At 41.9% G+C, this 23984-nt stretch carries 17 protein-coding genes and 4 pseudogenes; 5 read left to right on the forward strand and 16 right to left on the reverse strand.

Annotated features, from left to right (window positions below; genetic code table 11):
- Positions 1–65 precede the first annotated feature (65 nt).
- The 4 genes from A4V03_RS11480 to A4V03_RS11495 all read right to left on the reverse strand — a co-directional run bounded on the left by A4V03_RS11480 (position 66) and on the right by A4V03_RS11495 (position 3447).
- Positions 66–362, reverse strand: a complete 297-nt coding sequence (locus A4V03_RS11480; RefSeq protein ID WP_024987147.1) for a hypothetical protein — start codon at positions 360–362, stop codon at positions 66–68.
- Between the two features lie 276 nt (positions 363–638).
- Positions 639–1595 carry a manganese catalase family protein gene (locus A4V03_RS11485; protein ID WP_065538983.1) on the reverse strand — a complete coding sequence of 319 codons (957 nt, stop codon included), beginning with the start codon at positions 1593–1595 and terminating at the stop codon, positions 639–641.
- 152 nt (positions 1596–1747) lie between these two features.
- Positions 1748–2263, reverse strand: a complete 516-nt coding sequence (locus A4V03_RS11490) for an outer membrane beta-barrel protein (protein ID WP_065540396.1) — start codon at positions 2261–2263, stop codon at positions 1748–1750.
- A 56-nt stretch (positions 2264–2319) separates the two neighbouring features.
- Positions 2320–3447 (reverse strand): OmpA family protein, encoded by a 1128-nt coding sequence (locus A4V03_RS11495; protein ID WP_065538984.1) that lies wholly within the window; start codon positions 3445–3447, stop codon positions 2320–2322.
- A gap of 315 nt (positions 3448–3762) precedes the next feature.
- Between A4V03_RS11495 and A4V03_RS11500 the strand changes: the two genes are divergently transcribed.
- Entirely contained in the window at positions 3763–5520 is a 1758-nt protein-coding gene (locus A4V03_RS11500; RefSeq protein ID WP_065538985.1) for a 1-deoxy-D-xylulose-5-phosphate synthase, read from the forward strand.
- Between the two features lie 669 nt (positions 5521–6189).
- Here the strand turns inward: A4V03_RS11500 and A4V03_RS11505 are convergent.
- A pseudogene (locus A4V03_RS11505) lies at positions 6190–6710 on the reverse strand (helix-turn-helix domain-containing protein).
- A 152-nt stretch (positions 6711–6862) separates the two neighbouring features.
- On the opposite strand from A4V03_RS11505, the pseudogene A4V03_RS11510 reads away from it, so the two are divergent.
- Positions 6863–7168: pseudogene (locus A4V03_RS11510) on the forward strand (hypothetical protein); the annotation flags it as partial.
- Positions 7169–7336: 168 nt separating this feature from the next.
- Here A4V03_RS11510 and A4V03_RS11515 read toward each other — a convergent pair.
- From A4V03_RS11515 to A4V03_RS11535, 6 genes and pseudogenes are all read right to left on the reverse strand, one after another.
- Positions 7337–10612, reverse strand: coding sequence for a S41 family peptidase (locus tag A4V03_RS11515; protein ID WP_065538986.1), 3276 nt, complete (start codon positions 10610–10612; stop codon positions 7337–7339).
- Between the two features lie 29 nt (positions 10613–10641).
- Positions 10642–10764 (reverse strand): annotated as a pseudogene (locus tag A4V03_RS20780) (MBL fold metallo-hydrolase); the annotation flags it as partial.
- 184 nt (positions 10765–10948) lie between these two features.
- Positions 10949–11488: a flavodoxin family protein gene (locus A4V03_RS11520; protein ID WP_024988318.1), complete on the reverse strand. Its 540-nt coding sequence runs from the start codon at positions 11486–11488 to the stop codon at positions 10949–10951.
- Between the two features lie 153 nt (positions 11489–11641).
- Positions 11642–12715, reverse strand: a complete 1074-nt coding sequence (locus A4V03_RS11525; protein WP_065540397.1) for an alpha/beta hydrolase — start codon at positions 12713–12715, stop codon at positions 11642–11644.
- A gap of 246 nt (positions 12716–12961) precedes the next feature.
- Complete coding sequence (locus A4V03_RS11530) at positions 12962–13798, reverse strand: helix-turn-helix domain-containing protein (RefSeq protein ID WP_065538987.1); 837 nt, start codon at positions 13796–13798, stop codon at positions 12962–12964.
- Between the two features lie 308 nt (positions 13799–14106).
- Positions 14107–16353, reverse strand: a complete 2247-nt coding sequence (locus tag A4V03_RS11535) for a hypothetical protein (RefSeq protein ID WP_065538988.1) — start codon at positions 16351–16353, stop codon at positions 14107–14109.
- A 480-nt stretch (positions 16354–16833) separates the two neighbouring features.
- Between A4V03_RS11535 and A4V03_RS11540 the strand changes: the two are divergent.
- A pseudogene (locus A4V03_RS11540) lies at positions 16834–17031 on the forward strand (glutamine amidotransferase); the annotation flags it as partial.
- A gap of 32 nt (positions 17032–17063) precedes the next feature.
- On the opposite strand, the gene A4V03_RS11545 reads toward A4V03_RS11540, so the two are convergent.
- Positions 17064–17765, reverse strand: coding sequence for an SIMPL domain-containing protein (locus A4V03_RS11545; RefSeq protein ID WP_065538991.1), 702 nt, complete (start codon positions 17763–17765; stop codon positions 17064–17066).
- 167 nt (positions 17766–17932) lie between these two features.
- Here A4V03_RS11545 and A4V03_RS11550 point away from each other — a divergent pair, with 167 nt between their 5' ends.
- The gene (locus tag A4V03_RS11550) at positions 17933–18436 is read left to right on the forward strand and encodes a 3'-5' exonuclease (RefSeq protein WP_065538992.1); all 504 of its coding nucleotides are present in this window, start codon (positions 17933–17935) and stop codon (positions 18434–18436) included.
- A gap of 171 nt (positions 18437–18607) precedes the next feature.
- On the opposite strand, the gene uxuA is transcribed toward A4V03_RS11550, so the two are convergent.
- The 4 genes from uxuA to A4V03_RS11570 form a co-directional block, all read right to left on the reverse strand.
- The gene (gene uxuA, locus A4V03_RS11555) at positions 18608–19777 is read right to left on the reverse strand and encodes a mannonate dehydratase (RefSeq protein ID WP_065538993.1); all 1170 of its coding nucleotides are present in this window, start codon (positions 19775–19777) and stop codon (positions 18608–18610) included.
- A 126-nt stretch (positions 19778–19903) separates the two neighbouring features.
- Positions 19904–20716 carry an SDR family oxidoreductase gene (locus A4V03_RS11560; RefSeq protein ID WP_005678019.1) on the reverse strand — a complete coding sequence of 271 codons (813 nt, stop codon included), beginning with the start codon at positions 20714–20716 and terminating at the stop codon, positions 19904–19906.
- A gap of 22 nt (positions 20717–20738) precedes the next feature.
- Positions 20739–21809 (reverse strand): LacI family DNA-binding transcriptional regulator, encoded by a 1071-nt coding sequence (locus A4V03_RS11565; protein WP_065538994.1) that lies wholly within the window; start codon positions 21807–21809, stop codon positions 20739–20741.
- A gap of 373 nt (positions 21810–22182) precedes the next feature.
- Positions 22183–22470 (reverse strand): YtxH domain-containing protein, encoded by a 288-nt coding sequence (locus tag A4V03_RS11570; protein ID WP_065538995.1) that lies wholly within the window; start codon positions 22468–22470, stop codon positions 22183–22185.
- 215 nt (positions 22471–22685) lie between these two features.
- Between A4V03_RS11570 and A4V03_RS11575 the strand changes: the two genes are divergently transcribed.
- On the forward strand, positions 22686–23891 hold the full coding sequence (locus A4V03_RS11575; protein WP_024988308.1) for an MFS transporter: 1206 nt from the start codon (positions 22686–22688) through the stop codon (positions 23889–23891).
- Positions 23892–23984: the final 93 nt, after the last annotated feature.

The following is a 23984-nucleotide window of genomic DNA, read 5'->3' on the forward strand; positions in this document are numbered from 1 at the left end:
GTCCTTTCTGAAGGTAATAATGAAAATACTATGTTTCTGATGTATGAAACATATTTCAACAAAGTTTAATCAAGCGTCTTTTTCACTTCTTTTTTGACATTATTATAGCCTTCCTTTATTTCTTTCTTTGCTTTATCAGCTCCTTCCTTGACCTGCTCTTTAGTTTCCTTCCAAGCTTCCTTCACACTATCCGCTCCCGCTTCCATTTTATCAGAAGCTTTATCAAGTGCCCTATCGGCAGATTCCTTCGCGTTCTCAATCCGGTTGTTAACCTTATCCTGCGTTCTTTTATCCCTGCAAGAGGTAAAAGACAATGATACAACACATATTAATGCCAAAGCCGCAAACATCTTTTTTTTCATTTTCATATTCTCTCAAATTAGTTAGTTTACAATATAGAACAAAGATTTCCGGCGAAAGTTTTCCTAGCAGCTTCTTTCGCCGGAAATAAAAATTGAACTTGATTTAATAATCTAAATCATTACTTCTTATCCGACTTTTTGCCGGAAGTTGCACATTTGCTTTCTTTAGCCTGAGTTTCCTTTTTGGCACTCTTTGCTTCCTGTTTTTTTTCAGTTTTCTTATTCATAACACAAAATATTAGAAGTTAGTAAATAAAATTATTTATATGCAGCCGTTTATTTTTTGCTGCCTTTTTCTGATTTCTGATAATCACACCACGTCAGTTCCTTTTCAGGAGTGACGGAAAGCACTTCATTGCTGCGTTCGTCAGACAACTGTTTGTCCATTTGAGCAACTTGTTCTTCAGTGCGTTCCGTTCCTTCCGGTTTTCTGTTCGCCAGTCCGTTTGTCTTTCTCACTTCTCCCAGCGGGTCGTCAATATACTGCCACTCTTCTTTCAATCGTGAGCTCTCACCTTTATTCCACGGACCACGGTACTCTTCACCTCTTGACAGATTAAAATGAAGATTGCTATACTTTGGCGAAGTTTGCAACACTGCAGGTGGGAAATTCGGCTGAATGGTATTCAAAGCAGCTTCAAATTGCTGGAAGTGCGTAACTTCACGAGTCATCAGGAAAACAAGAGTTTCTCTCACCGAAGGATCCTCTGTAAACTTCAGAAGGTTTTCATAACCAATCTTGGCACGACATTCGTTCGCCATATTAGTCTGGAGATCTACCGTAAGTTCCGCATTGGCAGATACATAGCTTCCGCACCACGGATTTCCGTTACTGTCTGTCAACATCGGGCTACCGGGAGCTACCACCACACATTGCGGATTTGTAAACGCCTGTTGAATAAGTTCTTCCTTAGCAGACTTACCGTCCATCAGTTTACGAATATCCATCGTCTCTACAGCATCCTTCATCTCACCGTTGACCGGTCCGAGAAGCATCTGAATAGTAGCTCCCACTATTTCGAGATGCGCCAACTCTTCTGTAGCAATATCCATAAGCATGTCATACTTGTCCGGGAACGGATTATGACAACTGAAAGCTTGTACAAAATATTGCATAGCTGAAGTTAGTTCTCCATTAGCACCACCGAATGCCTCCAGCAATATGCGTGCGAAACGCGGGTCCGGTCTGGAAACACGGGCATTGAATTGCAAATCTTTTACATGATAAAACATAATCGATTTTTTTAAGTTAGTAATTCAGGTTGATTAAGATGTACATCTATATTTATAACATGTTGTTTTATATATTCACGCATTCTCTCAATGCGACATCGTCAGAAAAATATGCCGGATAGCATAAATGCCGTCCGGCATACAATTAAGAATCAGAATTTATAACCATAACCTAACATGATAACGACATTGTCATCCTCGGCAAACATAAATTTCGCTTCTGCGTTTAAAAAACTACGTTCTGACAAAGGTAAAGTAATACCGCCTCCAAGATTAAAAGCAAATTTGGTTGAGTTACTCCTATCCACCCGGGTGGTCACGCCATTCACCTCGACATTCTGCTTTCCATAGAAATTGTTCTGCATACCAATTCCCGCAAGAGGATAAACGGAAAATCCTTGTCCATCCTTACTGAAATTGAACACATAATGGAAGTTTACATTCACATCCAGTCCCGTTGCTTTGTCTTTCGGAAAGAAGAATGTGAGGTCAGGAGCTATCCTAAGATTATTGGCAATCGCATAGCGTCCCTGTGCTTGCAAGCCGAATCTCTCGTAATTAGTCTGGTAACCAAGGCTTCCCATTAAAGAGCCCTCACCTTTTCTAGTTTGAGCATTCACTCCGAAAGCAGTCATTGCTACTAAAATCAATAATAAAAACTTTTTCATAATCAAGGCATTTAGTTAATAATATATTTCATCTAAAACAAAACTCTCATTCCTTATTATTCTTCAATAGTACAGATACTTACACGATTCCAATCCGGTTCGGTAAACATATCGCCCACTCCCTGTCCTTCGGCAGTAACGCGGTCTGCTGCTACTCTGTATCTCTTAACCAAAATTGTCTTGACAGCCTCTGCACGTGCTGCAGCCAGTCTGGCATTGAGTTCGGCACTACCTTCCGGAGAAGCATATCCTTTTATTACAACTTTTGTTTCCGGATGCTTACTCATATAAGAAGCTACACGTTCCACATTCGGAAGTTGCGAAGCATCAACGGATGACTTACCTTGTCTGAAAGTAATGATTGATTCCGGAATACGGGCTGTCTTGACCACTGTTTCTGCCGGAACCACTTTTGTACGACAGTCATTCAGTTCCTGCTGCAGTCCGTTGATTCTTTGATTAGCACTATTCAACTCACTATCTCTGGTATCCACTTGCCCGCGAAGCGCGTTGATAGAAGAATTCAACTCGTCAATTTCAGCCTGATTGTATGCTCTCACTTTATTGAAGTAATGGGTTCCATTGCTTGTTGCAAAATGATATGTCAATCCTGCAGTGATTTCGAAAGCAGCATTGTTGGCATTGAAACGGCTTTTTGCCCGATTATAATCGCCCTGCATATCATATACAATAGCAGGTCTGATACCAATGGTCCATGCTTTGGATTCGCCCATATTGAAATTAAAGTTCATTCCGAAACGGGTAGACCATGAATTTTCGTCACCGTCACCGCTTGCATAATAGCGCAGCCACCCTACACCAGCTACAGCTTCAATTTCAAAAACACGGGGAGAACCGAGATAAGTGCCGAAAAGATTCATCAGATTCACCTTACCTAATACACTAACATCAGAAGCATCAAAAGCAGTTTTACTTTGGGTTGTATTCACATACCCCATTCCCTGGAATCCCAAACCGAAATTAGGAGTCAGCTGTTTTGAGAATCCCACTCCAAAAGCAGGACGCATACTTTTAAAGAAAGCACTATGAGTAAGCGGAGTCACTGCGCCGGCATTAATTCCCACTGACCAATTATCTGTAAATTTAGTACTTTCAATAACAGTTTGGGCCTTCGCTGAAAATGTGCCCAACACACAAGCTAATAAAATAATAGACTTTTTCATAATTGAATATAATTTAATGTGACGTTTTGTTTATCATCTACACGAAAACAACATATCCTAAAAAAAATTAGTTCGCAATTGGTATTTCACATTAACATATATTCATTTTTTTAAATCAAAAGAATACGCCATAAATTGAAAAACGGCTGAAAGCGGATTATCCACTATTCTTAGGTTTATCGTCAGTCACATTTTCCAAGGTCGGTAATATAGGTAGGATAATCTGTAATCTATATACAAACCGAATCCAAAATCAGCAGTATCTTTGCAACATGGATAAAAACAACAGATATAAACGTAAAAAAACAAATTAATATGTATCTAGACCATATTTACTCTCCTGCAGACATAAAGAAATTATCGTTTAAAGAACTCAATGATTTAAGTAATGAAATCCGTGCATCACTCCTGCAAAAGTTGAGCGAACATGGCGGGCATTTCGGACCTAATTTCGGAATGGTGGAGGCTACTATCGCTTTACATTATGTATTCAATTCACCGGAAGACAAGATTGTTTTTGATGTATCACATCAAAGTTATGTGCATAAGATGCTGACCGGACGAAAAGACGCTTTTCTCTACCCAGCTGAGTATGACAACGTATCCGGTTATTCCGAACCACAAGAAAGTAAGCATGATTTCTTTGTTATCGGTCATACATCCACTTCCGTCAGCCTGGCTAGCGGATTGGCGAAAGGACGCGACCTGACCGGTGGCAATGAGAATATCATAGCCGTGATAGGCGACGGTTCCTTAAGTGGCGGCGAAGCATTTGAAGGATTGGACTATGTAGCGGAGCTTGGTACAAACATGATTATTATTGTCAACGACAATCAAATGTCTATTGCCGAGAATCACGGTGGACTATATAAGAACCTGAAAGATTTGCGCGACAGCAACGGTCTGTGCGAATGCAATTTTTTCAAGGCTATGGGATTGGATTATATGTACGTAAACGACGGCAACAATGTGGAAGCATTGGTTGAGGCTTTCTCTAAAGTGAAAGATATTCAGCATCCGATAGTAGTACATATTAATACACTGAAAGGGAAAGGGTATGAACCTGCAGAACAAGATAAGGAAACTTTTCACTGGCTCACTCCTTTCAATATAGAAACCGGAAAACCAAAGTTTGCCGAGGATGCGGAAGATTATAGCGAAGTGACTGCCCAATATCTGCTGAAAAAGATGAAAGAAGACAAGCGGGTGGTAACAATCACTTCGGGCACTCCTGCCGTTCTCGGATTTACTCCCGACCGTCGCCAGGAAGCAGGCAAACAGTTTATAGATGTCGGTATTGCCGAAGAACACGCGGTAGCACTTGCTTCCGGCATCGCAGCTAATGGCGGAAAACCTGTTTACGGAGTGTATAGTACATTTATCCAACGTTCATACGATCAACTTTCGCAAGACCTCTGTATCAATAATAACCCGACTGTTTTGTTGGTCTTCTGGGGAACACTGTCCGGAATGAATGATGTAACCCACCTCTGCTTCTTCGATATTCCGCTTATCAGTAATATTCCTAATATGGTTTATCTGGCACCGACCTGCAAAGAGGAATATCTTGCTATGCTAGAATGGAGCCTCCACCAAAACGAACACCCGGTTGCCATCCGTGTACCGGCAACGGATGCAATTACTTGTGGAGAACCGGTAGAAACTGATTACAGTGTTCTCAATCGCTATAAGGTGGCGCATCGTGGGTCAAAAGTAGCCATTCTTGCTTTAGGTTCGTTCTATGGATTGGGACAGTCGGTTGCATCACTTCTAAAAGAAAAAGCCAATATTGATGCAACACTCATCAATCCGCGTTACATCACCGGTGTAGACAACGAACTGATGAATGAACTGAAAGCAGATCACGAATTAGTGATTACATTGGAAGACGGTGTATTGGATGGTGGTTTCGGTGAAAAGATTGCCCGTTATTATGGTACTACAAACATGAAAGTTCTGAACTTTGGAGCTAAAAAAGAATTTGTTGACCGATATGATATACAGGAGTTTCTCCGTGCCAATCATCTGACGGATGAACAGATTGTAGAAGATATCACCACAGTGATCGGTTAAAATCAAAACCATTCACTATATATTCAGGAAGCTGTCTAAAAGCCTGTTTAAATTCTCTTCAGTCATAATCTTATAGCTGATATTTCAACTTACCCCGGCTCTTCTTGTCGCGTCCGTCTGTAGTTGGCGGAAGGGGTATTAACAGTTGCGCTCTTGGCTGTTAATAGAAAACTTTCCGCCCATTAAGTATAAAGTTCCTTCGGACAGGAAGGAAACTTTCTTTTCATTCGATGCAAACTATAAACGCAAGCTTTGATTATATAATTGCAAGCTTTGTTTTTATAATCAAAGCCTTTGTTTTTATAAACAAAGCTTGCGTTTATAGATTACGGTTAATGAAAAATAAGTTTACATACTGATAATAAGAAGTTTACAATTAATGAAAGAGAACTTTTCTATTAATGAATGAAAAGTGGGTTATTAAGAGCCTGCTCCGAGTTTTGCCCGACACAGTTTTGAGAGTTGCTTTCGAGTATATTTTCTGTTGTTGTGAGCAGCAGCATGACGGAGACTATGTGACGAATAAAAACTGGTCGGTAAAGCCTATCTAACATAATCTCAGGAAAATTTAAACAGGCTCTAAAAAGTCGTCAGTAACTCTAACTCCCCTCCTTCGGGAAGGAGAATGAGGATAGAACCGACTTTTTAGACAGCCTCTTCCATTTTCATTCAAATCAATAATCCTTTCCGATAGTTCAACGGAGTCTGTCCCGCATTTCTTTTGAAGAACTTACAAAAACCGGCTGCATCACTAAACCCCAATTTAGCTGCAATCTCGCCAACCGTAAATTTAGTAGAACTCAATAAAGTACGCGCCTCCATTACTAACAATTCATTAATAAGGCTATTGATAGTCTTACCTGTCCCAAGACGTACAATACGAGCCAGGTATTGTTCACTAATAGCCAGCTTATCCGCATAAAAGCTCACGAAATGTTCTTCCCTGAAATTGCGGGTAACGAGTGCATAAAATTCTTGCAGAACGCAATAAACTCTCCATTCAGTAGAATTTCCGAACGGCCTTCAAGAACAAATATCATATAAAGCTCCCGATTGAAATAACATTCATTCGCGGGATAGCTTCTGTCTTTATATTCACTCCGGAAACAGACTACCTCCTCTTTATAATGAGGAAGTTCAGGATGCTCCTTCAACAACTGTGTATTGTCAAATATACGAAATTTTACCATTTACACCTTTATTTTATGACGTAAAAATACGATTTGTTTCGGATATGACAAAAACTGTATGGAATTAGATAATCTATTTCAGAGTAAAAAACAGGACCTTTGCATATCCTTTTCAATATATGGAAAGGGAATCAATAGAAAGAAGTTAAAGATGCATGGTGCAGTCTATCGGAGTAGTGCTTGAGCTGAAACCAAGAGTAGCCATGATGAGCGCAGAAGCATTTGTAAAATATGCATCCCGCCATTATAACAAGGAATTTGGAAAGTTCAAAGTTTATTTCGATATTACTTTAGTTACATTAGCCGTGATTCTCTCGCTCCTGCTGACTCAAGGTATTCAGGGAGTACGCGAAGGATCACTCATTGCTGCTTGTATAACAGGGTATATCGTCAGTTTCCTGAATCAGAAGATAATGACTAGAAAAAACCTTCATAGATTACTACCGGTCTGGAAGTAAGCCCTATATCTATTTAAAATAAACGCCTTATAAAAAGAGGGATATAAAAAGAGAATATAAAAAGGTCAATATAAGAAAGTCGCTATAAAAGAAAATCGCTTCTCTGTTAGAATCTGATTGATTCTTTCAAAGAAGCGACTCTTTATTTTAGATATAACTACCTTGTATTTACTTCTTCTGACCGTCTATCTCTTTCAGAAGTTCATCAACAGCCACTTTTAGTTGGATATCCTCTCCTTTGACTACTGTTTCCGGATTATTGGCAACCTTTACATCCGGTTCCAATTGGGTATTTTCCAAATAACTGCCGTCAGGCAAACGATAACCGATGATAGGAATACCGAAGACCAGTGAAGGATCTTGCAATGTTTCCCAGGATACGCTTGTCATTGTTCCTGGCACAGGCATACCTACCAGCTTACCTATCTTCTGATGTTTGTATACCCACGGAGTTCCGTGTGCATTGGAATAGTTAGCTTCACACTGCAACATGATAGAAGGTTTATTCCAGCGACGGCTCGGCATATCACAAGCTTCACGTCCACGCACTACCTGCGTAAAGTATTTCTGACCGCTGAAAAGTACCTCAATATCTTCATGCAGACGGCCACCACCGTTGAAACGGGTGTCAATCACAATACCTTCGCAGTTGTTATATTTTCCTAGAATGTCCGAGTATACAGTACGGAAGCTATCATCTCCCATCGACTGAATATGAACATACCCCAAACGTCCTTTCGACCATTTTTCAACATCTGCCGCACGTTGTTTTACCCAACGTTTGTATAACAAACCGTTAAGCTTTCCACTAGTAATAGGCATTACCACTTCTTCCCAACGTTCCTTGTTCTGCGGATTATACAACGAAACCAAGGTTTTCTTTCCGGCTTTATTATTCAATAAAGCGGTAATATCCTTATCTGGAGCCAGTTCCTCACCGTTAATCTTTTCAATAATGCAACCAGCTTTTACTTTCGTACGGGAATGGTCGAACGGACCTTTTTCAACTATCTCAGCGATTTTCATTCCTTTTCCCTGATACTCCCAATCGAACAACAAACCCAGATTAGAGGTCACATCTCCTCCACCTCTCGGAGAATAACGTCCTCCGGTATGTGAAACATTCAGCTCACCCAACCACTCACTCAATAATTCTGCAAAGTCATAATTGTTATCAATATGAGGCAGGAACTTACGATAAGCATCAGTCATAGCATCCCAGTTTACCCCGTGCATATTGAGGTTATAGAAACGTTTTTGATGCTGCTTGTACACATGGTCGAACATCGCCTCACGCTCGGCAGCCAAATCCATCTTCATTTCAGCCTGATAACTGATTGATTTCAATGCATCCGACTTCGCATCCATTTTCTGCATAATCCGGCTTCCCAACAAGAAAATATCCCCTTTCTTATCCAACATCAATGATGCCCAACCGGTATTGAGTTTGTGCAGACGTTTTGTGTCTTTTTCACGAAGATTCATTTTCCAAAGGTCATATCCACCTTCGATAGCTGAGAAGTAATAAAGATTCTCCCCGTCTTTTGAGAGTATGGCACTGCCTAAATCGGAAGAGTTGGGAGTCAGACGGACAATACGGTCTTCAATGCCGTTAAGTTCTACAACTATATCTTTCTTGTCTGCCTTATCTTCGGATGACTTATCCTCGTCAGCCTCATCCTTTTTTGACTTATTTCCGTCTTTCTTCTTGTCGCCTTCCTTCTCTTTCGCTTTCTTCTGTTCCTTTTCTAATTCTTTGAGCAGTTCGAAGTCTTCCTTGCTCAGGCGATAGCGATCATAAGCATCCTGATTCAGGAATACCAGCATCACATCTTGTTGCGAACCCCAGGAAGCATGCGCACGCATACCGTAACGTTCAGTCTGGAAAAGAATAGCGTTTCCGTCCAAGACCCAACGCGGAGCACCACTGATATATCCACTATTTGTCAGATTAGTAATCTCCCCTCCCTGTGCGCTGACAATGCCTACATCCGAATAAGGATCGTGACGATTGCCTATAAATTCGAGGGTAAACCATTTGCCGTCCGGCGACCATTCGTAGTCAAATCCGCCACCGGTATTATACCATGTAGAACCATCCGTCACTTGACGAACTTTCTTTGTTTTTAAGTCAAGTACCATTAAGCGTTTGCGGTCTTCGATAAAAGCCAGTTCCTTGCCATCCGGAGAATATTGCGGATAAGCACGTTCCACCGTTTTGGAAGGAAGCAGGACTTCTTCTTCGATAAGAGTTGCATTAGGGAAATTGGCTTCTTCCTTACGGGTTATTTTGGCAGTGTAAAGTTGCCAGTTACCCGTCCGTTCGCTGGCATAGACCAATGTCCGGTTATCCGGTGCAAAGGACACAGCGGCTTCTTTTCCCGGAGTATTCGTGATTTGCTTAGTTGTAGTGTAATCCGTCGAAGTGACAAAAACATCACCGCGCACAACGAAAGCAACCTGTTTGCCATCCGGGGATACGGAAGCGGAAGTAGCACCTTGGGAGAATTTGAGGGAAGCAATCTCCTTTTCATCATCCCGGACAAGTTCGACGTTTACTTTCTTCGGACGGGCATTGGCTTCCTGCGTATAAAGTTCTCCGTCATAGGTATAGCACAATGTACCTTTATCGCTGATTGACAGGAAACGTACCGGATGCGTACGGAATGCAGTTACCGCTTTTGCCTCTTGCGGAGTATTCAGCGAAAAATTATATACATTGAATGAGCCGCCGTTGCGCTCGCTAAGAAAATAGACAGAATTGCCGTCGGGCGCATATACCGGATTGCGGTCTTCCCCTTCCCGGTTCGTCAGATTGACATGTTTTCCCGATTGTGTATCATACAGCCATACGTCTCTGGTTATAGAAGAAGTATGGCGTTTTCTCCATTCATCTTCGAAGCCTTTACGGTCTTGATAAAGAAAGTTTTTCCCCGATTTATCAAAGCAAACCCATTCGGCAGGAGTAGCGAGCACTTGCTCGGTACGTCCTCCACCAACAGGAACTTTATACAATTCCGTCATTGCTCCGGTAGGAAACAAAGCACTGCCAGCAGGGTCTTGAATAGATGCGGAGAAAAGTACATACTTTCCGTCCGGAGTAAAAGCCGAAGGAATCTCCGAAGCGGAATGATAAGTCAGCCTTTGAGCGGTTCCGCCATCGGCAGGCATGATAAAGAGGTCAAAATTCCCATTCCGGTCGCTGGCAAATGCAATCTGCTTTCCGTCGGGCGACCAAACAGGGTTAGCTTCATAAGATGCTTGTGTTGTCAACTGAACGGCTGTCCCACCCTGTGCGGGGACTTTGTAAATATCGCCTTTATAACAAAAGACAATCTCCGTTCCATCCGGTGAAATACGTGCGTCACGCATCCACAAAGGAGTAATGGCATAGCCGGACAATGCGGTCAATGCCAGTGCTAAAGAAGTTATTAGTTTCTTCATGTCAAATAATTATATATATTTTATTCCTACGCTCCCGTATCGAAGAGTAATCTATGTCCCGATGTCTCCATATAGCGAGAAAGACCGTGTTCTGCCTGCAATTTACGTCCATAGACACCATTCTCCACAAGAGTCGTTATTGTATAGCCCATGATGCTTAGTTATCAAAAGAATCATACAAAATAAAAAGTTCTGCCACAAAATTATAATAATTCTGTGGTAGAACAAACAATACAGTCAATTAAAATTCTTGACTTTTCAACCTTTCAATTGTTTTTTGCTTTTTAGCCTTCAAAAGGCCGCATAAGATAGCGTCACTATAATAAAACGGGACAGTTACACCATTTTTCCCATGTTGTAGGCTTCCTGCATATACGGAGTATCTTTAATCTCCCCTACCTTCCAGGCACCGATTCCATAAACCGTTCCTTTTTCCCGTGGCCCTTCCAGACAATCGAGGAAGCCCCGAAAACCGTCTATCGTGCGCTCCATCATTGCTTTATTATCCTCTGCCGCCGCAATAATGAAATAAAACTCCTTGTTCGTTATCTCCGTATAACGTGCGCAGCAACGGTCAATCATAATCTTCATCTGACCACACATTGTATAGAAATATACGGGAGTCGCCATTACAATCACATCAGCAGCAATCATCTTCTCCACAATTTCCGCCGCATCATCCTTCTGCGGACAAGGCTTGCCGTACATACTGCAAACACTGCATCCCGTACAAGGATGAACCATTTTGTCTTTCAGAAAAATCTTCTCCACTTCATTGCCCGTCTCGATAGCACCTTTCATAAATTCATCACAAAGCAAATCCGAATTGCCACCTTTCCGCGGACTGGACGAAATTATCAGAACTTTTTTAGCCATAACTATACTTTATTAGTTTTATCTTTTAGAATGATTCAGTCTTTTCACTCTGCAAAAATAGACAATTTATAAATTTCTTTCTGCTATTTCCCTTGTGTGTCCTTCGCAGGAGAAATAGGCTATCCACATTTTCTTATCCTTTGTTTCCAATTATTAAAAGTTTAATCTGAAGAATGCTTCCAGCTTGTCAAACGGGATGACGGTCAGATTGTCATAAAGGTCTGTATGGTTTGCACCGGGAATAATCATCAATTCCTTATTATCACCTTTCAGCTTCTTGAACACATCTTCGCCGAAGTAGCGGGAGTGCGCCTTTTCGCCGTGAATGATAAGGACGGCATTCTCGATTTCGTCCGCACGGCTCATAAGCGGGAAGTTGATGAATGGAATGGCTTCAGTCGCATTCCGTCCCTGATTGGAGTTGAGCGAGCGTTTGTGATAACCGCGCGGGGTCTTGTAGTAGGCGTGGTAGTCTTTGAAGAACTGCGGGGCGTCGGCCGGCAATTCATCAGGCACACCTCCGCCTGGCTTCGGAAAACCATTGCGGAAATCCTCGGTACGCTGTGCCGCCAATGTTTTACGAAATGCGTTGCGGGCTTCGGCGTTGTCGTTGGTATCGAAATAGCCGTTGGCACTGACGCGGCTCATGTCGTACATCGTCGAAGCGATGGTAGCCTTGATGCGTGGGTCGGCTGCTGCGGCATTGATAGCCAGTCCGCCCCAGCCACAAATGCCGATGATACCGATTTGTTCGGAATCTACCTTGTCATTGGTCGCAAGGAAATCGACAGCGGCAGAAAAATCCTCCGTGTTAATGTCGGGCGACACCACATAACGGGGTTCGCCGCCGCTCTCTCCAGTGTAAGAGGGGTCGAAAGCAACGGTCAGAAAACCGCGTTCGGCCATTATCTGGGCATAAAGTCCGGCTGCCTGTTCCTTAACAGCTCCGAACGGTCCGCAGACAGCAATGGCGGGCAGCTTGCCGGAAGCGTCTTTCGGTACATACATGTCGGCCGCCAGCATGATGCCGTAACGGTTGACAAATGTTACTTTGCTGTGGTTCACCTTGTCGCTCTGCGGAAAGGTTTTGTCCCATTCCTGTGTCAAATTCAATGTCTTCATATTATCACTTGTTTTTTGATTTGTTGTACTGTTCGTGCAGCCGGCAAGCAGTCCTATTCCAAACAAGGCTGTAATGGCTGCGGTTGTCAGATTCATCGTTTTCATTCTACTATTACTTAATATGGTTATCATCCTGTTTTATAATGCAAAGGTACAGCGATAAAACAGAGCACGCATTACTGTCCAGCTCAAAATAGATTATTCAAAAGCTCAATCCCGTGTTTTCTCAAAAGCTCATATAATACAAACAGCGTTATGGTCTTTTCGTTACCACAACGCTGCTTATGTGTTGATTAAAGGTTATCCGTACGCTTTTTAGAGATTGGAAAGTTCAATATGTTGTGTTCCGAGTTACACGAATGCAGCGGTCGGCGATATGCCGTATTGTTTCTTGAAAGCCGTCGAGAAGTGCGACGGATTCTTGAATCCCACCTCGGCATAAACATCCACAACCTTTTTACCCCCCTCTTTCATTTTGGCGTAAGCCACCTCAAGACGTTTCCGTATAAGCCATTTTTCGGGCGTCAGATCGCTGATTTTCTTGAAATCGCGTTTGAACGTGGCAAGGCTGCGTCCTGTGTAGTGCGCCATTTCTTCCATCGTAAACTCATACATGTAGTTCTCGTTCATGAACTCCATGATGTCGATTTTCCACGGTTCGTTGAAATCGAAGAGCGTCGGAGCAAATCGCTTGTCGATATGCAACAGCGCAAGCAGCCCCTCCTGCAATTTCAAGTTCATGAAATCGTCTTTGGGTTTCACTTCCGGATCGAAGTAAGGGGTCATTGAAGCGAAGAGGCTGGCGAGTTCCACCGTTTTAGGCAATTTGATTACACCGGAATCGAGTTTGGGGATATTTGCAGGAACTTTGCGTTGTTCCAACTTACTATACATTTCTCGTAAGAAACGATGTGTGAACATCAGAAAAATGCCACAGTAACGTTCGCCGTCCTTTGTCTTTTTATACATCGTGATGTGATGGTCGCGCGGAATAAAGACACATTCGCCTTTCCCTACATGAATCTGTTCAGTCCCGTTGTCGAGAATCATCTCACCCGAATATACATAATTGATGGCATATTCACGGGAACGGTGTATACAACCGCTGAGGTCGTCGTAGAAGAAGCTGTAAAATATATCATTGTAATTGAATATGAGCTTCATCGGCCCTAATTGTTCGTCTGTCATATCTTGCTTCAATTTATTTGCTTGCAAAAGTACAAAACATTTCTCAAAAGCTCATTGCTTATATACGATATTAGAAAAATAATCACTATTATCTTGTATACGCATCTATTCTTTATAGACAAACAAAGGAACAAAATTGTTAGCAAAAAGAAAGACAATTACCTATTATAATCTTATTCTTCCAGCTTCCATACATAAAACACATTCCTTCCCGCCCCTCTCTTACGCAGTTTCCCTTCTCGGATTATACTTTATCGTAATACAACTTATAAATATTAGGAAGAAAAGACTTAGTTGACCGGCAGAAATTAATCACCCAACAGCAACTTAGTCACAGCAGCAGTATTCAAAGCCCATTCACGGGTATATACTTCGTCCGCTTCCGGTGTATCAGCCAACTTCAATCCCTGTGCTTGTGCTTTGATTACCAACAGTTCGCCAACGGTGGTTTTCGCATCCAATTTATTCAGATACTTTTCGATAGATTGTGTATCCAAAGAAAGAATGGTCTGTCCGCCGAAAGGTGTTTCCAGCCAAACGATTTCTCTCTCTTTCACTTTCAATACCCCGAAAACAAGTCCTTTATGCAAACTTTGGGAAACACGTACCTGATGCTGAACGCAAGAAGGGTCGTATGCCACTCCGGTCTTCTCTGATGTCCTCATCGGATAAGCAGAGTTCATCCAACCGACTACCAGATTAGGAGAGATAGCACCATTGCTATACGCATTGCAAGTGAAAACCACATACTGCGCACCTACACGGTTCAGTTCATTCAAATCGAGTTCGATATACTCGGCAGTACCTTTCTTGTCGGGGATGCTTCGGATATCTCCGCTATGCTTGGCACCGATAGCCTGCAAGTTGAAATAAGAGCAAACTTCCGTTGTTGACGGCAAAGTGATGTGGCAACTCAAGTCCATATCCAGATGCTGTGCCGGAAGCCCTTTTCCCCACTGCATGAACAGGCGCACCTTATCCCCTTCTACCGGGAAACGTGTTCCCTGCAAGGCACAGGAAGTATCCTGAACCGTCTCGCTACGGTCGCCGATAGACAACGGGATATGGAACAACATAGGGTCGATATATATGCTTTTGTTCTCTCCCTCGACCACCGCGTTAGCAAAACGGGCAGTCACGACTTCCTTACACAAGTCCTGCACATCTTTCACCATTGCTTTCAACTGGTCTTCCATATAAAGACCCACCAAATAGTGAGGTTCTATCAAATGAGCATTACCGCCCAAAGGTTTCACCATTCTCTTATGTCCTTGCTCAAAGTAGTTCTCCGCATACATACCCAAAGTGACCATCAGACGGACTGGCAACAAATGAACGACTTCCTTGAATGCAGCCAACGTCTCTTCCGGTCCGAACCAAAGCATATTGGCAAATAAGGAACGTGCAAACATACCCGGCCGCTGCTTCAACAAGGCGAAAGTCTGTGCGGCATCCGCTTTCAAACGGTAACGATCCACCTCTCCCTGCCAAACCGTATATGTCTGACAGTAGAATACATCCATCAACTCCTTCAAATTCCCGAATCCCGGCTTACGGGCATATTCCGCCAAACGCAGCGCACGTATCATACGTACCCACATCTCCCTTTTCGGATGCATGATTTCGCAAGCCTTTTCCGCGTTCATCTTCAGGTTATTCAGCCAGAGGGCTACCATTTTACATTCACGGCGGGTGTATTTCAACTTCAGTTCCTCACGCTTCGCCTGAGCAGCCGAACGGCTTTTATCCAAAACAGCAGTTATATGCGCATTGTTTCTACCTGCCTTACGGATGATAGTCTTAGGTTCGATGATTTGCAGGAATCCGGTTTTCTTGTACCACAGATAACGCAATATATCGTTCGGAGTGGAGAAATAGATTTGCGCTTCCTGCGCCCTGTCCTGCTCCACCAATGTATCTATCACCAGCATCAAAGTTTCTTTCATTTTGATTCCAACTGCCGGCAACGGAAGTTCGCCAAGCAAAATCTTCAAGCTATCCACTTGTGTGGCATCAAGAGCCGTACGCGATTCAAGCAGGTCGCGGAAGAAACCATTCAACTCCTCTTCCCGCCAAAGTTCAAGGACTTTCAGCTTGCTTCCCTGTCCGAAGTATTCCGTAGCGGACGTTTCAAACGGAGTTCCGCAGAAGGGACAGCCGTTGTATCGCTCCAAAGGGAAGGTATTATCGGGAATCACGTGTCCGCAGGGCAGCTTCACGCCTTTCTGGCTATTGAAGATGTTGGCAATCCATGTTATCAAATGGTCTAATCCTGTTTCTCCGGTAGGTGTATCCCAGCCTTTCACCAATGGAGCCCAATTGAGCGTCACGCCCAATACCTCCTTCATCACCTGAAGAATCTCCATCTGTTGCGCCGGATGCAACTGATTGACAGCATGCAGCAACTCCTCGGATAAGCTATATCCCACTTTTCGAAGTTGAGCAACCAATGTTACAGTAGTCGAAGTCAATGCTTCGCGCTTTTCTGTTCCTTCTATCGCTGGCAGATAAATTGCATTTTGCCTGACAGATACTTTCAATAACTCTTTTTTCATACGTTGTATTTTTTAAGTAAGGTAATCGGGAGACTGTGAATCAATGGTGCATTCCTGCTGTTTTTGAAGTAAGCCTTCCTTGACCTTAGTTGATAAAAAAGAGGTAGAACAGGCCGGATTCGAACCAGCAATAGCCACCGTTAAGAAGTAAGCTCCGGTTGACCTCATTTCAGATAATCCCGAAGCTACTGTCCTACCTCTATATTTGTTTTTTTTGCGAAACAGAAAAAAACGGATAATCGTACTGGTAATTTCTACCCTAAAGAATGTGTTGAAGTAACCCATACTTGACCTGTTTCCTTGTTTCTTCGACAAAGATAGGTGCAGTGATGCGCAGCCTTTTTGCGTAACTCAAACTTTTTTGCTGTATTCATGATAAAAACAACAAAATTCCCGCAACTCTGCCCTTAGTAATCAAATATATTTCGGTAATTTTGGTAGATTTTATGAAAATGGAGTTACTTTTGTCACTCAAATTGGAGAATAGTGCCGATTGTGAAACAAGCCATAGAGAAAAGCAAAATCATCGGTACCATCTGCAACGGAGCTTCATTTATGGCAAAACACGAATTTGCAAGAGAACTGCTCCTATTGCTTGAGAACGACATACCGGAACGCATCGAAATGTATTATCAGTTCAATAAGCAAGGATTTTGCCAGCTATTTGACGAGCAGTGAAAAAGAGTGTGGTATGCCTGATTAACAAGCATTTATTTTATAGCAAAACGGGCAGTCATCTCATATCTCAACTTAATGACACGGTACTGTTCGGTAGTCGCCGTCCCCATATTGACATTGCTCTGTGCCTGAAAAGGAAGGTAACGACTTATGTTATTATCGACAGGTTCAATGATACGAATGACTTCCCCCAATTGCTGTCCCATTGCTTCCACCAAATCAGACGCTTTTTCACGGGCTGCTTTCAGTGCTTCAATCTTCCCCTGCCTCCTATACATAGGCAAATCTTTATGTTTCAGTTCCCCGATACGCATGGACTCAATTCCCCATGTATTAACGCAACGGATAATGGAATTAATTTGATTGAAATCCGTAAGACGAATATCCAGTTGTTTGCCTATCAGAAACTCCTTCCCCCTTTGACGCCAATATTCTCCCACTTCTTGTGTACGGATAGCCTCATCCGATATTCCGATTTTATGTAAACTCCGGCGCAAATCCTTTTCAATCATAGCCAATGGCACTTTTGTCCGAAAGTCTTCCTCTTTCTTTGATTTACCCGTATATTCTTCTTCCCAATATTCCTTTATCTGAATCAGAAAATGTATTTCGTCCGGAACAATTTCTATCTCCGAAGAACCGATTACTTCAACATATCTTGCATCACTATCCTGAGCATTGACAAAGATATTCCATGCAAACAAGACAAAAACAAATAAAAACAACTTTTTCATATCTTCGATGATTAAAGGATTTTATATAACATCATAAGAGCAATTATACAGCAACAAATATAATCTATTCAACACAATAAATGTTATATTTGCAATCGATTTATAATTTGTTCACAAGGACATAACGAAAAGAAAGAATATTTCTTTCATGAAAAAGAATAGGATTAATGAAAGACTTTGCAGCAATCGACTTTGAAACAGCCAACGGCAAGCGTACCAGTGTATGCAGTATCGGTGTTGTTATTGTAAGAGACGGTAAGATTGTGAATAAAATCTATCGTCTCATCCGTCCTGCTCCCAATTATTATACCCAATGGACAACAGCTATTCACGGACTGAATTACAACGATACGATAGAAGCGGAGGATTTCCCCGATGTATGGGCTGAAATCAAACCGTTGATAGAGGGGTTACCGCTTGTAGCTCACAACAGTCCTTTCGATGAAGGTTGTCTCCGAGCGGTTCATGAATTGTATGGAATGAATTATCCCAATTATAAATTCTATTGCACTTGCCGTACTTCGAGGAAAGTATTCGGCAAAGAACTACCCAATCATCAGTTACACACAGTAGCAAAACGATGCGGATATGACTTGAACAACCATCACCACGCACTTGCTGACGCTGAGGCCTGCGCCCAAATCGCATTGTTAATTATTCCCGAGCCATAGAGAGCGGAATCGGTGAAAAAAAAAGATAAAGATACGCACGTCGGAGGCTTGTTCGATATATTCATTCCCCAATCAGGAAAAAAGACCAAATAAGAAACACTACAACTATTATTTCAATCAATAATAGCCGTAGTGTTTCTTAATTATAATAATGCTAATTATGTACTCAGATTAAAGGATAGACTTAGCGATACCCATTTCCAAACCGCGAAGCTCCGCCAATCCGCGAAGGCGTCCCAAGCAGGAATATCCCGGATTTGTCTTCTTCTTCAAGTCGTCAATCATCTGATGTCCGTGGTCGGGACGCATGGCGATAGAGCATTTGCGACGTTGTTGTAGAAGAATAAGAGCCTTCATTACGTTATACATATCTACATTTCCTTCCAAGTGGTTAGCTTCGTAGAAGTTGCCTTCTTCGTCACGCTGTGTGCTACGTAAATGCACGAAGTTCACACGGTCGCCGAAACGTTCCATCATGCCGGCAAGGTCATTATCGGCACGTACACCGAAGGAGCCTGTACACAGGCAAAGACCGTTGGATTCGTTAGGTACGGCTTCAATCAACTTTTTGAAATCTTCTTCCGTACTCAAGATGCGCGGCAGACCTAAGATTGTATAAGGAGGGTCGTCCGGGTGAATCACTAACTTCACTCCTACTTCGTCGGCAACGGGAGCAATTTCTTTCAAGAAGAAAATCAGATTGGAACGAAGTTTCTCAGCGTCAATGTCATTGTAACGGTCGAGCGCCTCCTGAAATTGCTCTACCGTGAAACTTTCCTCAGAACCTGGAAGTCCGGCAATCATATTGCGAACCAACAGTTTCTTATCATCTTCGCTCATTTGTTCGAAACGAGCTTTTGCTTTGGCTATTTCTTCAGGAGTATAGTCTTTTTCTGCGTTCGGACGTTTCAGGATGAAAAGGTCGAAAGCTACGAAAGCCGCTTTTTCAAAGCGAAGCGCTTTAGAGCCGTCGGGCATTGTATAGGCAAGGTCGGTACGTGTCCAGTCCAATACAGGCATGAAGTTGTAAGTAACTACCATTACACCACATTTTGTCAGGTTACGGATACTTTCCTTATAGTTTTCGATATATTTCATGAAGTCGCCTGTCTGTGTCTTGATATGTTCGTGCACAGGTACACTTTCTACCACAGACCACGTCAGCCCCACCTCTTCAATCATTTGCTTACGCTTCATGATTTCTTCTACTGTCCATACTTCACCATTCGGAATATGATGAAGCGCATTTACTATACCGGTAGCGCCGGCTTGCTTAATATCCCACAAGCTTACCGGGTCGTTAGGACCATACCAGCGCCAAGTTTGTTCACATAAATACATACTATTGTTAAATTAAGAATTGAAAATTGAGAATTAAGAAATAAAAGTTGAGAATCAAAAGTTGAGAGCCTACATGCGGATGCTGTGCAGCCAATTCTCAATTTTTAATTCCCAATTCTCCATTTATTAAATAGAGAATGCGTCGAAACCACCATCGATAACAGCTACTGTACCTGTTACGAAGTTAGAAGCATCACTAATCAGATAGTGGATTGTTCCATAAAGATCTTCCGGTTCACCGAAACGGTTGAACGGAGTATGAGCAAGGATTGTCTTTGAACGGTCGGTCAAAGAACCGTCAGGATTAGTCAATAATGTACGGTTCTGTTCAGTCAGGAAGAAACCCGGAGCGATAGCGTTTACACGCAAGCCGTTACCGAATTTCAAAGCCAATTCACCAGCCATGTATTTAGTAAAGTTAGCAATAGCTGCTTTAGCTGCACCATAACCAACGACACGAGTCAACGGACGAAGTGCAGATTCAGAGCAGAAGTTTACGATTGAACCTTTCTTCTGTTCTACCATGATTTCAGCAAATACCATTGTAGGCAATACTGTACCGAAGAGGTTCAAATCCACCACTTTCTTAAATGCGTCAATCTGCAAATCGAAGAACGTTTTATCCGGTGCGATTGTAGCACCTGCCATGTTACCTCCGGCAGCGTTCAACAATACGTCAATGCGACCATAAGCCTTCATGATTTCTACTTTGTTGCCTTCCAATACTTCTTTATCCATTACGTCAGTGTAAAGGAACATGGCTTCGTTGCCCTCAGCTTTGATACTGTCTACCAATGCTTTTCCTGCTTCTTCGCTTCTGTCGAGCACAACTACTTTTGCACCTTCTTTTGCGAGATATGCAGCAATTCCTTTACCCAAGATTCCGGCTCCACCGGTAATTACAACAACTTTGTCCTTTACGTTAAATAATTCATTCATGGTTTCTAAAAATTTATTATGTTTATAGTTTATTATTCAGATAATATTTCAGATTCTCTTTCAAGAGAATATCTATCGGCATAAGATTTACCTTTTCAGAATGTTGCTTGAACAACAGATGATTGCATAGGGACTTAATTCCTTCGTATCCCTGCCTTTCGGGACGCTGCGCAACCAATGCGGTAATCACTCCTTCCGAAAGTAACTGTGTATTTCTCTCTATAAGGTCATAACCTACCAGTTTTACCGACTGCATGGCTCTTGCTTTCAGGTAATTCCCTAAAATATAGCAGGTAGAATTAAAAATAACAGTTCCTTCAATATTCGGATTTGATTCAAAGATTTCATCAAGTTTCGTGAAATTGTACACCGAATCATTGATTTTCAACTCCACCTCATGCAGATTTCCAGTGAATCCCATCTCTTTCAGATAACGACAAAATCCCTCCCTGCGGTTTCTTCCCTGATTGGAGTCATTCTTTCCACTATGGACAATCCGTGCCATAAGAATATCGGAAGCAGGAGAAATTCTGTCTGTCAACAACCTGGCGGCAATAACTCCGGCATCATAAGATTCTGTACCGAAATAGGCAAGTTGATGCTGTCCCTCAATATTGGAATCGACATAAATATAGGGAATTTCGAATCGGTCGAGTTCACGCGAAAGCCGGATAACAGAATCGGTAAACAATGTGGCGATTAACACACCATCCACCTTTTCATCCAACAGATTACGGACTATATCATCAAAAGTTTTGTTGTTATACTGGTCAAAAAAGAGCTTTGTGATAGTTATATTATAAGACTCCATTTCGGAAGCAGCCTTATCAATGCCTTCTGAAATGGCTTCCCAATACTCTCCCTGAACAAAAGACGGAGTGATTGCGACAAAGTGATACTGTTTCTTGGACGCCAATGAACGCGCCATGAGATTAGGCTGATAATGAACCATCTCCAAAATAGTCTGCACCTTTTTCCTGTTTTCTTCAGATACCCGTCCACGATTATGAATGACTCTATCCACCGTGCCGACAGAGACACCCGCCATTTTAGCGATGTCTACAATACGAATATTTGAGAATTCTTTGTCCATCCTTAATAAATATCTTGTTTTTCGATAACAAAAGTAAAATGAATTATTGAATTAAGCAACAATGTGTGCGCACACACACGATAACACAAATAGATTATAAAATTAATTATCAAACACTTATATCAAACATAGCAAATATACACATGTTATTAAACATAAGAAAAGAGCCAAAATCATCAGTAAAAAGTACTCCTGAAAGCAGATAAAGAAGAGAAAAAAATAGTTTTTATCATGAAAAAGATAGAAAAGAATAGAGAAAGCGGTAAAGTGTGTGCGAACACACGATAATATTCAGTGTATACACAAGCGAATAAAATAGTAAAAAAGAATTGATAATCAACTATATGTTAACTGATTACCAATTCTGAAAATATTATTTCTCCCACTTTTCTTTTGCTTTTCCAGCCATCTTATCGGCTTCTGCTGCCACTTTATCAGCAATTTCGGCTCCGGTTTCTACCGCTTTCAGTCCAAGATTCATTGCTTTTTTCTCTGCACAAGCTGCTGCCGCCTCAGCATCGCGACCAATGCGGTGGATAGCGTCATAAATTTCATTTTCCAGTTGTTTGGCTTTTGCGGTACGTGAAAGACGATAAGCAATAGCACCAAGGATAGAACCAAGTCCAAGTCCAATCCAGAAATTTCCATGTCTACATTCCATAATTAAGTTCAGTTTTTTAGATTAAAAATAAATTATATACCCAATAAAGTTCATTTATCCTCCTTTTTTAATTCAACAACAGCAGGTATAAAGAATAGTTCAGTAACTCAAAACTGAATTAACGACAATTTACAATCCTTAGTTTTAGAAAAACAGGAAAGTTTGCGTACCTTTGCAGCCAATTTTTCAGGAACACTTCTAAAGCAATAGGTATCATGATACAAAATCAGGAACAACCCGTAGGAAAAATTACATTTTCCATCTTAATCGCATTAAGTCTTTCACACTGTCTCAATGACCTTTTACAGTCCGTTGTATCAGCAGCTTATCCGCTATTCAAAGATGATTTAGGATTGAGTTTTGCGCAAATCGGTCTTATCACACTGATTTATCAGCTATCAGCTTCGGTCTTCCAACCGATTACCGGAATCATCTTTGATAAATATCCCGTCGCATGGTCATTGCCTATCGGAATGAGCTTCACCATGATAGGACTGATAAACTTAGCTTTTTCTGATAATCTTTATTGGATACTACTGTCCGTATTCTTAATCGGAATCGGTTCTTCCGTATTGCACCCGGAAGCCTCGCGCATCACATTTCTCGCTTCGGGTGGAAAACGCGGACTGGCACAATCACTCTTTCAGGTAGGTGGCAATTTTGGTGGTTCGCTAGGCCCTTTATTGGTGGCTTTGCTCGTTGCCCCTTATGGAAGACAGCATCTTTTCATATTTGCATTTGTAGCGGTTGCAGCTATCGGAGTCATGTATCCGATTTGCAAATGGTATAAGTCTTATCTCAACCGGATGAAGGCTCAGACTGTCAGCGTCAGAAAACCGGTTCATCTCCCTTTGCCTATGGATAAAACGGCTATCTCTATCGGGATATTACTGATATTGATTTTCTCGAAATATATCTATATGGCGAGTCTGACCAGTTATTATACATTTTATCTGATTCACAAATTCAATGTTAGCGTACAGGAATCGCAGCTATATTTATTTATATTCTTGGTTGCTACGGCTATCGGAACATTGGTGGGCGGCCCCGTAGGCGACCGCGTCGGGCGGAAGTATGTTATTTGGGCTTCAATTTTGGGAGCTGCCCCGTTCAGTTTACTGATGCCTCACGCTAATCTGGTATGGACTATTATTTTAAGTTTCTGCGTGGGATTGATGCTTTCTTCCGCTTTCCCTGCCATATTACTTTATGCTCAAGAGCTACTTCCTACCAAACTTGGATTAATATCAGGCCTGTTCTTCGGATTTGCTTTCGGGGTTGCCGGTGTTGCATCGGCTGTGCTTGGTAACTTGGCGGATAAGACAAGTATTGAGTATGTTTATAATATATGTGCTTATATGCCGTTGCTGGGACTGGTCACGTTCTTTCTGCCTAATTTGAAGAAGAAAAAGATCGGATAGAAATCTACATAAATAAAGCGAAGCAAAGCGCATTATATTAACATATTTAATTGGAGATAAAAGAAACGTCCGGTATTCGTCGTCACGACGTAC

This window comes from Bacteroides caecimuris (assembly GCF_001688725.2).
Lineage (GTDB): Bacteria > Bacteroidota > Bacteroidia > Bacteroidales > Bacteroidaceae > Bacteroides > Bacteroides caecimuris.